11 protein-coding genes are annotated in these 13,688 nt (G+C 48.7%); 6 read left to right on the forward strand and 5 right to left on the reverse strand.

Annotation, left to right across the window (positions count from 1 at the left end; genetic code table 11):
• Positions 1 to 68 precede the first annotated feature (68 nt).
• Entirely contained in the window at positions 69 to 2,366 is a 2,298-nt protein-coding gene (lptD, locus tag ACUZ8J_RS04965; protein WP_099457591.1) for an LPS assembly protein LptD, read from the reverse strand.
• A 115-nt stretch (positions 2,367 to 2,481) separates the two neighbouring features.
• On the opposite strand from lptD, the gene ACUZ8J_RS04970 reads away from it, so the two are divergent.
• The 5 genes from ACUZ8J_RS04970 (at position 2,482) to ACUZ8J_RS04990 (ending at position 6,819) form a co-directional block, all read left to right on the forward strand.
• Positions 2,482 to 3,573 (forward strand): aminoglycoside phosphotransferase family protein, encoded by a 1,092-nt coding sequence (locus ACUZ8J_RS04970; protein ID WP_446693247.1) that lies wholly within the window; start codon positions 2,482 to 2,484, stop codon positions 3,571 to 3,573.
• Entirely contained in the window at positions 3,570 to 4,238 is a 669-nt protein-coding gene (gene murU / locus ACUZ8J_RS04975) for an N-acetylmuramate alpha-1-phosphate uridylyltransferase MurU (RefSeq protein WP_446693248.1), read from the forward strand. The genes ACUZ8J_RS04970 and murU overlap by 4 nt, the downstream gene beginning before the upstream one ends.
• A gap of 93 nt (positions 4,239 to 4,331) precedes the next feature.
• The gene (djlA, locus tag ACUZ8J_RS04980) at positions 4,332 to 5,120 is read left to right on the forward strand and encodes a co-chaperone DjlA (protein WP_011621706.1); all 789 of its coding nucleotides are present in this window, start codon (positions 4,332 to 4,334) and stop codon (positions 5,118 to 5,120) included.
• Between the two features lie 55 nt (positions 5,121 to 5,175).
• Complete coding sequence (locus ACUZ8J_RS04985; protein WP_446693249.1) at positions 5,176 to 5,820, forward strand: outer membrane beta-barrel protein; 645 nt, start codon at positions 5,176 to 5,178, stop codon at positions 5,818 to 5,820.
• 45 nt (positions 5,821 to 5,865) lie between these two features.
• Positions 5,866 to 6,819, forward strand: coding sequence for a D-2-hydroxyacid dehydrogenase (locus tag ACUZ8J_RS04990; protein WP_446693250.1), 954 nt, complete (start codon positions 5,866 to 5,868; stop codon positions 6,817 to 6,819).
• 418 nt (positions 6,820 to 7,237) lie between these two features.
• Here the strand turns inward: ACUZ8J_RS04990 and ACUZ8J_RS04995 are convergent, their stop codons facing one another.
• From ACUZ8J_RS04995 to ACUZ8J_RS05010, 4 genes are all read right to left on the reverse strand, one after another.
• A complete protein-coding gene (locus tag ACUZ8J_RS04995) occupies positions 7,238 to 7,471 on the reverse strand; it encodes a hypothetical protein (RefSeq protein WP_446693251.1) in 234 nt (77 codons plus the stop codon).
• A gap of 101 nt (positions 7,472 to 7,572) precedes the next feature.
• Positions 7,573 to 7,830, reverse strand: a complete 258-nt coding sequence (locus ACUZ8J_RS05000; protein WP_446693252.1) for a hypothetical protein — start codon at positions 7,828 to 7,830, stop codon at positions 7,573 to 7,575.
• Between the two features lie 695 nt (positions 7,831 to 8,525).
• Positions 8,526 to 10,805 (reverse strand): tetratricopeptide repeat protein, encoded by a 2,280-nt coding sequence (locus ACUZ8J_RS05005; RefSeq protein ID WP_446693253.1) that lies wholly within the window; start codon positions 10,803 to 10,805, stop codon positions 8,526 to 8,528.
• Complete coding sequence (locus tag ACUZ8J_RS05010; protein ID WP_446693254.1) at positions 10,795 to 12,303, reverse strand: DUF3142 domain-containing protein; 1,509 nt, start codon at positions 12,301 to 12,303, stop codon at positions 10,795 to 10,797. Before ACUZ8J_RS05010 ends, ACUZ8J_RS05005 begins: the two co-directional genes overlap by 11 nt.
• A gap of 244 nt (positions 12,304 to 12,547) precedes the next feature.
• Here ACUZ8J_RS05010 and ACUZ8J_RS05015 point away from each other — a divergent pair, with 244 nt between their 5' ends.
• The gene (locus ACUZ8J_RS05015) at positions 12,548 to 13,588 is read left to right on the forward strand and encodes an IS481-like element ISShes15 family transposase (RefSeq protein WP_011625997.1); all 1,041 of its coding nucleotides are present in this window, start codon (positions 12,548 to 12,550) and stop codon (positions 13,586 to 13,588) included.
• The last annotated feature ends 100 nt before the right edge of the window (positions 13,589 to 13,688 follow it).

Genomic DNA, 13,688 nt, shown 5'->3' on the forward strand with positions numbered 1-13,688 from the left:
ACAGCTTTCATTAACTTGTTTGGACTCTCAGTCCTTGTTGAGGTTCAGCAATCTACCACAATTCTTTGCTAATTCCTCAGATAAAGCGGTTTTCTGTAGTTAAACAGACCATCATTGAGCATATCCGTTACACCTAATGGACCAGAACCACCGAGCCCTTTGATGACTAAGTTGAGGTACACACCACGCTCAAATTGCTCGCGCTCATCGATAATGGCTGAGCCGATGTTGTCATCGTAGTTGGTTTTAATGCGATAGTGATAACTGAGGCGGATTGCATAACAGCATGATTCATATTGGAAACCTGTATAGGTTTCTATGCTACGACTCTCGTTGAGGTCATAGTACCAGTTGCCAACAAAATAGAGGCTGTCATTGATAGGCCAAGCTCCACGAACACCTGCTTGGGAGATATTAACCAAATCGTTAGTGTTGGAGTTCAGTAGATCGGGTACATAACGATAGCTTAATTGCAGTAGTTTGTTGGCTTCAGGACGGAAGTCTAAGGTGACTTCGGTCTTCTTATTGTCACTGGTGTTGGTATCGTACTGAATGGCCGCGCCCAAATACCAGTCTTGGCTTAAACGAGTATCTAACTCGGCTGCCAAAACTGAAGTTGATTGATTTTGCTCAAAAATATTATCTTCATAGCCTAGCTTACTGTCTTGAAGATAGAAGATTTGTCCGAGACTGAATTTGGTCGCTTCTTGGTTATGGTCATCGAAGAAACGAGTTGTAATACCAAGGGTCACTTGGTTGGCATCGGCGATACGGTCAAGGCCAGAGAAGCGGCGATCCCGGAATAGACCAAAGTAGTCGTCCTGCAATTGGGCGGTATCGTAAATACCAATGCCCCGTTGATCCTCATAACCTACATACAGATACTGGAATTGAGGTTCGAGTGTTTGGCGATAATTTTGCTCAAATAGCTCGGTAAAACGTTCAAAGTTGATTTGTCCGTTGATACGCACCTGAGGAATGGTACGACTTACAGTGTCATCTAAGGTATCAAATTTAGTGTTATTTTTGTCCTGCCAATAGTTAGTTTGCATTAACTTTAATTGGCTCGTCAGTGAGCCTGAAGGACCATGGATTGGCAGTGTTAGGCTGGGTGCCATATGCAAACGGGTTGCTGTGTTTACATCGTCATCTTGGTGGGCAAAATTGGTCAGTTCTGAGTTAAAACCAAAGTCCAAGTTGTTCCAAAAGTCGGCGGCACGGTAGTTAAAGTTAACCTGTGGCATGACTTGGTATGGCTTTTCATCTTCGCCCAGAACTTTAATATCCTGCACCCGAGTGCTGATATCCCAATCACGTTCGAAGTAACTTACTTCGCCAATCCGTGATAATTGGTTATCGGTCGCACGGTTAACATCAGACTTTAAGTCGTTGAAATAGTTGTTATCTGAAACTTCAGTAAAGTTAGTCAATACTCGCCAGTTTTTATCGATAGCTCCCTGGTGTTGCCAGTTATACAGGTAACGATTTGGGCTGCCGCCGATCATTCGATCACTGCCTAGATATTCAAAATTCAAACGGCCATTTTGAGCTTCACCCGCGAGATAACGAAACTCAGTTTTAGTGAATAACCCGCGGTTAGTCATATAGTTTGGCGTAAATGTCAGGTCGTATTCCGGTGCAATATTCCAATAGTAGGGCGCTGACACCTCAAAACCGTTGGTGGTGCTGGTGCTAAAGCTTGGATAGAGGAAGCCTGTTTTACGTTTGTCTGAAACCGGAACTGTCATATAAGGGATGTAGAACACCGGAATATCGGCCACTCGCAGCTTGGCATTCCAGATCTCGCCCCATTCTTCTTCGCTGTTGATCTTAATTTTTTCGGCTTCAAGCAACCAAGAGACGTTGTCAGGCGGACAGGTGGTAAAGTTCGTATTGGTTAAAATCAGGTTGTTGTTTATGGTGATTTGCAGTTTTTCTGCATCACCATGCACCTGTTGCCCGTGCAGCCAATACTGTGCGCCTTTGAGGGTGGCACGATTGCTGCGCATTTGTGCCTGCAGCGAGTCTGCGGTAACGGTAAAATTGCTGTCTTGGAAGACTAAGTTGCCATTAGCATCAAATTGTTCTGTGGCTTGATCGAGGATGGCTTCATCGGCAGCGATGTGTCTATCGCCTTGGCTGAAGACCACATCACCGGTAAAAATCGCTTGCTTACCCATTTCAGCTTTTGAGCGGTCTGAAGCTATTCGAATTTTTGCTTGTTCAGCCGCACTCAACCCCGGTTGAGATACGATACGAGGTACTGGCGGTTCGATTAGGCATTGTGATGCTGAGGTTGCGGGAGATTCGTCTGCCAGGACTAATTTAGGTAACAGGCTCAAGGCCAGAAGGTAACGGATCTGCATCTTAGGTCAATAATAATGATTTCTTAGTCTGGACAAGTATCGACGGGGAAAGTTGCAAACTACAAGTGCAACGCAGCAAATAAATCTCTCAATTTCTTAGCTGTTTCCAAATTATATGCCAGCTATAATAAAGCAATTTTTCTATAAGAGCCATGAAATGACTTTATCCGATCCGAGATTTATTTCCCTTAATCAGTGGCTGAACCGTTATTTTTCCTATGATGTGACCCCGATATTGATTTCGGGTGATGCTAGTTTTAGGCGCTATTTCCGCGTCGTTGCGCGTGATGCTAGCTATATTGTCGCCGATTCTCCGCCCGCCTTAGTGCCTATCGCGCCTTTTATCGCCCTCGCTAGTAGCTATGCTGTGGCGGGACTGACAGTTCCAAAAGTGATTACTTCCGATGCCGAGCAAGGTTTTATGCTTCTGAGCGATCTGGGGGATACCCAGTTATTGTCTGTACTTACGGACGATAATGTCGCCGATTATTACTGCCGCGCATTGGCATTATTGCCCCAGGTGGCCTCAGTGGTTGAGAGCCTTGATCCTGTCACAGGCAACACGCAGCCCTTGCCTTTATATGATGAGGCGTTTGTGCGCCGTGAGTTAGGGATCTTTACCGAGTGGTTGTTAGGGAGGCATTTACAACTCGAACTTAGCCATGAGGAAGGCTTACTGCTGGAGAAGAGTTTTGGCCTCTTAGTAGAAAATGCCCTCGCTCAGCCAAAGGTGGGGATGCACCGGGATTTCCATAGCCGTAACTTGATGCTAAAAGAGGGTGAGCTGTGCGTAATTGATTTTCAAGATGCGGTGCTAGGGCCTGTGACCTACGACGCTGTGTCTTTACTGCGGGATTGCTATATCCGTTGGCCGCAAACCATGGTGCTGGAATTAATGCAGCAGCATTATCAGCAAGTGCTTGAGTTAGGGCAAATCCCGGCGCAGACATCCTTTACCCAGTACCAAACTTGGTTTGATTTAATGGGGCTGCAGCGCCATATCAAGGCCGCGGGTATTTTTGCCCGTTTACACTATCGTGATAACAAGCCCGCCTATATGGCCGATATTCCGTTAACCTTGTCCTACATTGTGGATATTGCCAGCCTTTATCCTGAGTTGGCGCCATTTTCCGCTTGGGTGCAGTCGCGCGTTGTGCCTGCGTTTGCGACTAAGGAAAAGGATTCTCAGCAGGGAGATAAGCAATGAAGGCCATGATCCTCGCAGCAGGCAGGGGAGAGCGTTTACGCCCTTTGACCGATACCCTGCCCAAACCTTTAGTGCCCGTCTTAGGTAAACCGCTGATTGTGTACCATATCGAGAAGTTGGCCGCGGCGGGTATCGTCGATATCGTAATAAATCACGCTTGGCTTGGGCATAAGCTGGTCGAAACCTTAGGGGATGGTCAGGCCTTTGGGGTCAAGATCCAATATAGCGCCGAAGCATCGGCCCTCGAGACCGGTGGCGGAATTAAGCAGGCATTGCCCCTGCTGACTGACGGCGACTCGGATGCACCGTTTTTAGTGCTCAATGGCGATGTGTTTATCGATGCCTTGCCGACGATTGCTCCCTTAGCGGATACTGCTCTGGCGCATTTATGGTTGGTGCCGAATCCGGAGCAACATCCTAACGGCGACTTTGCCTTGCAGCAGGGCCTTGTACGTGAACAGGGTGAGCAAAAATACACTTTCTCTGGCATGGGCTTATATCGCCCATCATTATTTGACGGCACGCCGGATGGTGCCTTTGCCCTTGGGCCTTTGCTGCGGGCTAAAATGGCCGATGGCCTGATCACTGGAGCACACTTTAATGGACTCTGGTGCGATGTTGGGACGATTCCACGTCTGCAAGCATTAGAGTCAGCGCTGGCGTAATGGCATATCGCCTAACGTTTAGCGCCCTGAGTGTACGGGTTCACTCGCTGTGTCGATTGAGTGACTGAATAAATTATCAAATTGGGAATTAAGATGCGCCTTTGGGGTAAGTTTTTTGGATTTGTTATCGGGTTTATGTTTGGCCGTATTTTCGGTGCGCTACTGGGTTTATGGCTTGGGCATCTCTACGACAAACGCGCCGGTGGTGGCGCCAGTTTTAGTCAGATCTTAGGTCAGGCTAAAAATCGACAGGGGATATTCTTTAACACCACCTTCGCCGTAATGGGCCATGTCGCCAAGGCGTCGGGTCGAGTGACTGAGACCGATATTCGTATCGCGACTATGTTGATGGACCAGATGCGCTTAACGGGTGAAGCCCGTAAAGAGGCGCAGCAGGCGTTCCGTGAGGGGAAAGAGCCAGACTTTGACCTACGTAGCAGTCTGCAAGCCTTTCGCGCCGTGACCCAAGGTCGCCAAGAACTGGTGCAAATGTTTATCGAGATCCAAATTCAAACCGCCTTATCGGACGGTGAGCTCGATCCCGCTGAGCATGCAATCCTGATGACGGTGGCCCAAGAGTTAGGTTATGGTCGTGGGCAACTCGATGAATTACTTAAACGTTGGCAAGCGGAATACCGTTTCCACCAGACTTCTAATGGAAATAAAACCTCGATTACTGACGCCTATCATTTGCTAGGTATTAATGCCGAGGCGACGGATCAAGAGGTGAAACGGGCTTATCGCAAGTTGATGAATGAACACCATCCCGATAAGTTAATCGCTAAGGGATTACCACCCGAGATGATGGAAATTGCCAATCGTAAAGCGCAGGACATCCAAGCTGCGTACGACAGGGTGAAATCGGAGCGCGGCATGCGCTAACGCTTCGGTTAACGTTGTCGACGCAAGGAATAATAACGACAGATAAGGGATTAAGATGAAATACGTTAACCGATTAACTCTAATTGCTGGTTTGTTGCCCCTCGCCCTCGCATTACCAACCTATGCCGAACCTGAGCTGTTTGTCGCCCCCTACGGTGGTTACAGCTTTGGTGGTAGCTCGTTCGATATCAATGAACTCGATGCGAACAACGCTGAAACCAATAATAAGCAGAGTGTGGGTATCGAAGAGGCGAGCCATTACGGCATCATGTTAGGGATTGGCACTAACGATCCCGGTAATATTTACTTGCTCTACAGTCGCCAATCCTCCGAGCTGAAAAGCGGCGGCCTGTTTACCCCAGACTTAGTCGCCTCCTTAGATGTGGACTATATCCATCTTGGCGGTACCTTATTCTTCCCCAGTGGCGATTTTCAGCCCTACATTACCGCCAGTGCCGGGGTGACTCGGATGATGCCCGATGATTGGTCAACGGAAACCCGTTTCTCCATGGGCATTGGTGGTGGCGCCGAATACCGCATGACGCAAAACTTCGCCCTGTTTGCGGATCTGCGTGGCTACGCGACCTTTATCGACAGTGACAGCTCACTTTTTTGTAATGAAGACCAATGCCTATGGCACGTAACATCGGATGTCATGTGGCAAGTGCAAGCCAATATTGGGGTCAAACTCAGTTTTTAATTTCTCAGCTTTCGGGCAAGGTGCAAACGCAGTTAAGAGGTAAAGATGAAAATAGTCGTACTCGATGGTGAAACCTTAAACCCTGGGGATTTAACCTGGCAAGCAGTCAGCGCATTAGGGGAATTTAGCTGTTTTGCCCGCACGCCCTCGGCGGAGATTATCCCCCGCGCTCAGGATGCCGAGATTGTGCTCACCAACAAGACCCCCCTCGATGCCAACACCTTAGCCCAATTGTCTAAGCTTAAATATATCGGCGTGCTCGCCACGGGCACTAACGTGGTGGATCTCGCCGCCGCAAAAGAGTTAGGCATAGTGGTCACCAACGTACCCGCCTATGGCCCCGATGCCGTCGCGCAAATGGTGTTTGCCCATATTTTGCATCACACGCAAGCCGTTGCGGCGCACCATCAAGCTGTTGCCGCAGGGCAGTGGAGCAATTGCAGTGACTTTTGTTTTACCTTAATGCCGCTGCAATCCCTTAAAGGTAAAACCTTAGGCTTGATTGGTTATGGGGATATTGGCCAGCAGGTGGCTAAACTCGCCTTAGCCTTCGGCATGAAGGTATTAGTGAATACCCGCACCGAACCTAGCGATTTACCCCAAGGCGTGAGTTGGACATCCCGTGATACGGTATTTAAGGAGTCCGATATTCTCTCGCTCCACTGCCCACTCACCCCTGAGACCACCGAGCTAATTAACACTCAAACCCTCGAATTAATGAAGCCGCAGGCGCTACTAATCAACACCGCACGCGGCGGCTTAATCGATGAGGCCGCGCTGGCGGCCGCATTAACGCAGGGCAAAGTCTTTGCCGGCGTCGATGTTCTTTCAACCGAACCACCGAGTGCAGATAATCCGCTACTAACAGCGCCCAATATCAGTATCAGCCCCCACAATGCCTGGGCGACCAAAGAAGCGCGGCAGAACCTACTAAATATCGCGACGGCAAATCTCAGCGCTTATTTAGCTGGCGATAGAGTGAATTGGGTAAATCCATAAGGCCAAGTTAGCTTGTTCATGTTTAAAGGGAATAGGCTGCTACTCCAGCGTAAATTATGCAGGGATCGTAGGTAGTTAAAAATGTTGGCACCAACTGATAGGTGCGTCATGGTATTCGCTCACCGACACGCAGCGAGTCCGTCCGTGGATGCTCGACCGCCCCGCCCGTGGGGCGGACGGTCGTCTCGCAAACCTCCATGGCTCACCTATTTAGCATTGGCGTCGCATGTGAGTATTAACAAAGAAATACACCGCATGTTTTGGGACAGAAGCTAGCTAGAATCTAAGCTCTAATTTGTAGGTTTCGGATTAAAATTTCTGTGGAGATAACGTTGCCCGCAGCGGCAATCGTAGCGAGTCCAGCAGCCAAAGGCTGCGTGCTGCCGGACCTTGTTAAGTGACGAGTCGTAAGATGATGTTATTCTTGAAATTCCCATGGGATTTCCTTTTTAAATAGCGCAATTGTTTGCTCTACAAGCTCAAGATCGAGTTCCATTTTGTAAAGGGTTACTTCTCTGGTTTTTTTAGTGTCATCGCGAAAGACTTCCAGAAGCAAGTCGTTGCCAGAATAAACCTCTATTCCGATCCCATCCCGACCTGAGCCAACATCACTTGCCACAATGTACTTTTCGATTTTGGAATGTTCATCCATGCTCGTTACTCAACGATTTCCACATAACTATAAGCGCACGGCGCGAACCTTGGTGAGCGTCGCTGCGGCCGAAGGCCGCAAAGTGCCACGCATTGTTATGTCTATTGGGGGGGGCAGGCTTTTTTATAAATATCGATTAAAACAAGCCCTTTAGAACCCCATTGTTTATCATAAGGTAGGTAGTACATTGCGATATACTCTTCATCCTTCCAATAATCTTTCTCGATGTGCTCAGTCGTATTATGAATAGCATCCATCAGATCATGAATCATCAGTAAATTGTCATGATTCATGCACTTGTATCTGGCAAAAACTGTAGCCTCTCTAATAACTTGTAAATGAGCACTAATATTTTTCAATCAGATTTCCCTATGTATTAAGACATAACGTCTTAGTATTTATGCGCTGCGCTGTTTGCAAGGCATAAATCGCTTGTTGGACTTGGCCGCTGCCACATCCGTGTAAATGGGGGTATAAATGATGCTATAGGAATTTGCTTTTTTACGGTAGCGGTTTTTTATACAGTTTGATGGGTAATCATTTGATATTGTCTTAGCTTTCTCGTTCTTTCACGTTTATTTTTGCTGATGAATCACTATCTAACGACTCGAAACTCCAAGGAATACACCTCCCCTCGGAGTTGCCGCAGGGCATTTGTGTTTGTTGCGTGAACGAGGCATGGATGCCGAGATAGCGTCAGTCGAATCAGGGACGAGCGTCTGACGCGATAGCATAAGAACGCTTAATGCCCAAGGGGCTTTCAACTCCGTGAGGGGCGTCTTGGAGCATCCAAGGAGGATAGGACGAGCAGTCCTCCTTGGTCGGGTGTGGGGGGAAGCCCCACGACTTTGATTTTGATTAAAGCATTCAAACTACGAAAAAATGAGAAACAGTGGCAATGTGTATAACGCCGTATACTCTTCAGAAATCTTGCTTTGGGTAAAAAGCTTTATGCCTGAATGAAATGGTTAAGAGCAATGTATTCAGTGAACTATGCGATTCAGCGTTTAGTACCAGCGCCTTTCTTTGGTTATAAGAAAGGCGTTTTGTGTTTTTACTGTTTACGCTTTCTTCTGCGCCACGCGTAAGCGCCGAGTAGGGCGGCGATGATGGCAAAGCTAACGGCCACGGGCTTTTTCAGTTTGTGGTAAATCGCATTCCACTCGGCGATTTGGTTGGCTTTCTCCCGTTCGACGGCGCGGTCAAAGTCTGGGGTTTCACACTGAGTACCAAAATTCTCCGCCCAAGGCACAAAGGGGCCGTTGGCGACGTATTTTTTATAGTAGCGTTGGGCGAGTTCATCATCGCGATATAACACCCAACCTGTGGCTTGGCACAATAGCGCTGCATAGGCTTGGCTGTTGTGGGGGACAAAGTCGGCGGCCTTGCTTGCTAGTTCGGCAGCTTGGTAGCGATAGTGGAAACGTTTATCGGGAATCGCTTGGCTGGCGCTGATGCGTTGCTGCTCTTTATCGCTGAGCTTATCCGCTGCATACCAATCCCTTAAGTCGAACATCCCTGCATAAATTGAATAATCCGGTGCTAATTCAAAGCCTAAGATTTCCATGCCTTGATGACGCGCGAGTTCGGCGGCAGACCAATAGGCGCGGGCGCTCTCAATGCCTTTGCTACTCTTGGCTGTGGTCAGTGCCTTGCCATACTCCTGCACGTTGGCATTGAGTGTGGGATTACTGAAATAAGCTGGCGCTTCGACAATTGCGCCTTCACGCAGTAAGCGACGACCCAGTAAGTAACGCAGGCGATTGTTGAGTGGCTCGACACTGTCGTACCAATCGCTGTCCTTGGGATACTCGAAGTTCATTACCGGCACATGTTCGTCGATAAACAGCTTAAGCTCGGCGGTGGTGAGCACCCGCTCAGCCACATAGGCAATATCCTGCCAATACTCATCACCACTGGCGAACAGTTGGCTTAGGGCATCGACATATTCGCCCCGCTCAAGGGATAGCAAGCCCTGCTCGGCGCGAATACGGCAATAGGTGGCTTGCTCGGCATCGGCTTCAATGGCCTGCTGCTGGGCATCCTGTTGGCTGGTAGTTGCGGCAGTAGCGTTCATATCCGTTGGGAAATGGCGCACCGCTTCGGCATAGGCCTTGGCGGCTTGGGCTTGATCGCCCTTTTGCATCATTAATTTTGCCGTGAGCCACCAAGTGAGTCCGCTGGGTTTTGCGAGGGCAATGAGGCGTTCGGCACTGGCATAGTCGCCCAACTGATAATAAATCGCGGCTAACTTATCGCCTTGGCTCAGCATCAGGCCGTCGGTTGGGAAGACTGTCAGCGTTTTAGCGACCTGTTGACCCATTTCTGTAAGCTGTCCATCAAAGGCTAAGTCATTGGCGCTGCTTTGCCAGTAGGCGATAAGCAACTGCTGCACGCTCGGCTGCTGCAATAAGGGCTTAATCTCAGTGATATCTTTTGCCATTAAGGTGCGGCTTAACATCAACAGCGAATCATAACCGCTGCTGTCGCCCTCGGCCGATTGGGTGGCATACAGCTCGATAATCTTATCCAGCGTCGCGGGATTTAAGGCCACATCAATTTTAGGCGGCTCATATTCCCCTCGAGCCACTTGGATTTGAGCTTGGCCTTGATGCAGCAGAATATAAGCCTGCTCGCCAAGGCCGGCTAAGCTCAAGCGCAGCGGATCGGCGGCGCCTTGGGTCACCTCAGTTTGTAGCTGCTGCAAGTAAGCATTAGCTTGGACAAAGTGGCTATTATCGCTAGCGGTTTTGCTCTTAATTAGCTCGATACGAGACAAGCTATACAGCGCCCACAGGCTGCGACCCGCGCGCTCAGTCTCTGGTAGGGCGATGACTTTTTTAAAGTAATCGCTGGCTTTATCGTACTCTTTGGCATCAAACGCCATAGCGCCAAGGCTGTACCAGGTTAAGGCGGGCGCTAAGCTCTCCTTTAACTGCGTGGCCAGCTGTTCGGCTTCTGCCAAGCTTTGCGCATCACGCAGACTATTGACCAGCGCGAGCTGCGCCTCGGATAACTCGCTGTTTTCATAGGCGCGAGTCTGGGATAGATAGCGACTATGCACCTCATCCCAGAGGTATTCCTGTGCCGCAGGCTCATCTTGAAATTGCCAAGCTAACGGCTTAGCAAGCCCATTGATTTGCTGGCTAAAGCTGGTTTGCGGTAAATAGCTTAAGTTGTATTGCCTGTCTTGGGTTAATTGCAGCGGAAAGTCTGGACCGCAGGCTAATAGCACAGGGGAGAAGAGACTTAAGCCAATCAGGCTGGTTTGTTTGAATTTGGTTTTCCAGCGAGGGAGAGGATTCGCTGGCAATGAATGTGGCTTATGACGCATAAATTCCCTGTAAATGTAATGACTCACAACGTGCCCAGCCTATGACTCTGCGTCCGTTTGGGCTTAGCTCGACCGCTGAGATTAAATTCGGCGCAAACTGCGAGGAGGCTGGTGCGGATGCGCGCTCCGTTGAGGTGGCTTGCGGTAACTGCCACACTAATGTTCCTTGGGTTAATTTGGCTTGATAACCGTTTTGCGCATCATACCCGCTGCACGCCTGCGCCGCTAGGGACAACTGGCTCGGTAACTTGCCCGCAAGATTGCCCTTATTGACTAGCACCAGTTGAAATAAGTGGCTTCCCGGCGCCTCATGTTGGGCCGAATCGGTATTGGCTTGGTTTAAGATTTCTAGCTCAATGTGCGGGGTGAGTGGTTGCTGCTGGGCGACCGCAATCAGGGTCGAGAGTGGCCAAACCCGTTTATCCCCTTCGAGGGGTAATCGAAACCAAATCATTCCCTTAAGCCTTGGGTCGGTAAAGGTGTGCAGTTTTTTAACGAAGGACTGCAACACCTGTGGATCGGCCATCAGCTCTTGGCGCGCAAGATGCTGCGAAGATGTAGTGTCTGCCAAAGGCATTCGCATCGGCACTTCACTCTCCACTCGATAACCCGATGCCGTGCTATACACCGCCGAGCCGTAGGACGGCAGGGCAATCAAATAGGGCGCCTTGGCTAAGCGTGACAGCTGCTCGACCCATTGCCAACCTTGTGTGGCGTCGAACAGCCCTAAACGTGGGTCGCTGACACTGTGAATTTGCAGTACCAGCTCATCGATATTGTCAAACAACGGCGGAAACTCTGGGCTGCTCAACCAAGCGGGCAATGAGGTAATGCTGAGTTTAAGCGTGTGAGGTAATTGGCTTTTTAACTCGCGTAAAAAAGCGTTATAGGCCGCGAGTTTACTGCTGGCGCTATCGTGATCGATTTCAATTCCCGCAAGATTGGTACCCTTTGCTTGCCAGTCTTGAACTAGTGCGAGGATTTTTTGGATGACTTCGCGATTATTAAGGCGCGTAAGTTGGCCATCTAATCTTATCACCGCCACTTTAGGGCGAGGATCGGCCTGTAACCAAGCATGGTTGACCTGCACTTCAAACCAAATATCCGCGCCATTGGGTTTAGGATGGGCTTGCAATGCTAAGATGCGCACACCATTAAAGGCGTTTTGGCTTTCGACCAAGGCGCTTTGATTGGCATCGCGCCATTGCCGCTGCCACACATACACCTCTTGGGTTAATTCACGCGGGGCGGCAGTGGCTGTTTTGATGCTCGATGTATCTTGATTCGCAGGCTGACAGGCACTAAGGAAAACTAAGCCAAAGGCTAACGCCAGTAGCTGGGATAACCTGAGCAAAAGTGCAAGGGTGCGATGTATCGCTTTCAAGGATTTTGAGCGCTTGGGCTCAAAGTGCTTGGACTGAAAGCGACTATAGTGAAAGCGCTTAGAGTGAAAGCGCTTAGCATGAAAAAGAGTGGAATAACGACCGCGTAAATCCATGGGATAAGTGTAAAAGCCTAGCGTGGGGCATGCCAAATAGAGGACTACTATGCCTCAAAACCACCTTGGATTGCATCAGGCTTTTGCATTAGACGCGAAATCAATTTGACTGAATAAGAGATGGCGGTTAACTCGGTTTAAATGTATTAGTTCAGACTAGATCTGACACATCATCTTGAAAAGATGAGAGTTACCCGTTTTGATAAAGGTGTCGAAACTTAATCAAAGCAAAAAGGTAACTCTCATGCTTCATACTAACAATCCCATCATTAAACACAAAGCTGGTTTACTCAATCTCGCTGAAGAATTGGGAAACGTGTCTAGAGCTTGTAAAGTCATGGGGCTTTCCCGTGATACTTTCTATCGCTATCAAGAGCTGGTTGAAAACGGCGGTGTTGAGTCGTTGATTAATCAGTCCAGAAGAACACCTAACCTCAAGAATCGTGTTGATGATGTAACTGAAAATGCCGTCTTAACACATGCTATCGCATTTCCTGCCCATGGGCAGTCTCGCTCTAGTAACGAGCTTCGAAAACAAGGGATATTTGTCTCCGCCAGTGGCGTGCGCTCCATTTGGTTACGGCATGGCTTAGAGAACTTCAAAAAGCGATTAAAAGCCCTCGAAGCCAAAGTCGAGCTAGAAGGGATAATCCTTTCGGATGAACAAGTTGCCGCCCTTGAGCGTAAGCAGCAAGACGATGAAGCATGTGGTGAAATTGAAACGCATCATCCAGGTTATCTCGGCTCACAAGATACCTTTTACGTTGGTAGTCTTAAGGGCGTAGGCAGGATTTATCAGCAAACCTTTGTCGATACTTACAGCAAAGTTGCTTTCGCGAAACTGTATACCACGAAAACCCCAATCACCTCGGCCGATTTACTCAACGACAGAGTATTACCGTTCTTTGAAACACAGGCGCTGCCCATGTTGCGCATTTTAACTGACAGAGGAACCGAATACTGTGGCAAAGTGGAACAGCACGACTATCAGCTGTATTTAGCAATTAACGATATAGAACACACTAAGACGAAGGCGCGACACCCGCAAACGAATGGGATCTGCGAACGGTTCCATAAAACTATTTTGAATGAGTTTTATCAGGTTACTTTCCGAAAAAAACTGTACGCTAACATGGAGGAACTACAAAAAGATCTGGACGAATGGCTGGCTTATTACAACAATGAACGAACCCATCAAGGTAAAATGTGCTGCGGCAGAACACCACTGGCCACATTAATAGATGGGAAACGGTTTTGGGCTGAAAAGAATTTAGCTCAAATCTAAGCTGACAGTAGCACCCTAAAAAATGGGTAACTGTCAGATCAGGTCTGAGCTAGTACAGTTTAAATGCCTTAAAAACGCGCCCAGCAACAGGGCTGGGCGC

It is taken from the genome of Shewanella sp. Koi 1, from assembly GCF_052907445.1.

Bases quoted from the DNA above. Each gene is read 5' to 3' on its own strand.
- djlA (WP_011621706.1), top strand. From the start codon at position 4,332: ATGCGCCTTTGGGGTAAGTTTTTTGGATTTGTTATCGGGTTTATGTTT.
- ACUZ8J_RS04985 (WP_446693249.1), top strand. From the start codon at position 5,176: ATGAAATACGTTAACCGATTAACTCTAATTGCTGGTTTGTTGCCCCTC.
- ACUZ8J_RS05005 (WP_446693253.1), bottom strand. From the start codon at position 10,805: ATGCGTCATAAGCCACATTCATTGCCAGCGAATCCTCTCCCTCGCTGG.
- lptD (WP_099457591.1), bottom strand. From the start codon at position 2,366: ATGCAGATCCGTTACCTTCTGGCCTTGAGCCTGTTACCTAAATTAGTC.
- ACUZ8J_RS05010 (WP_446693254.1), bottom strand. From the start codon at position 12,303: ATGGATTTACGCGGTCGTTATTCCACTCTTTTTCATGCTAAGCGCTTT.
- ACUZ8J_RS05015 (WP_011625997.1), top strand. From the start codon at position 12,548: ATGCTTCATACTAACAATCCCATCATTAAACACAAAGCTGGTTTACTC.
- murU (WP_446693248.1), top strand. From the start codon at position 3,570: ATGAAGGCCATGATCCTCGCAGCAGGCAGGGGAGAGCGTTTACGCCCT.
- ACUZ8J_RS04970 (WP_446693247.1), top strand. From the start codon at position 2,482: ATGCCAGCTATAATAAAGCAATTTTTCTATAAGAGCCATGAAATGACT.
- ACUZ8J_RS04995 (WP_446693251.1), bottom strand. From the start codon at position 7,471: ATGGATGAACATTCCAAAATCGAAAAGTACATTGTGGCAAGTGATGTT.
- ACUZ8J_RS04990 (WP_446693250.1), top strand. From the start codon at position 5,866: ATGAAAATAGTCGTACTCGATGGTGAAACCTTAAACCCTGGGGATTTA.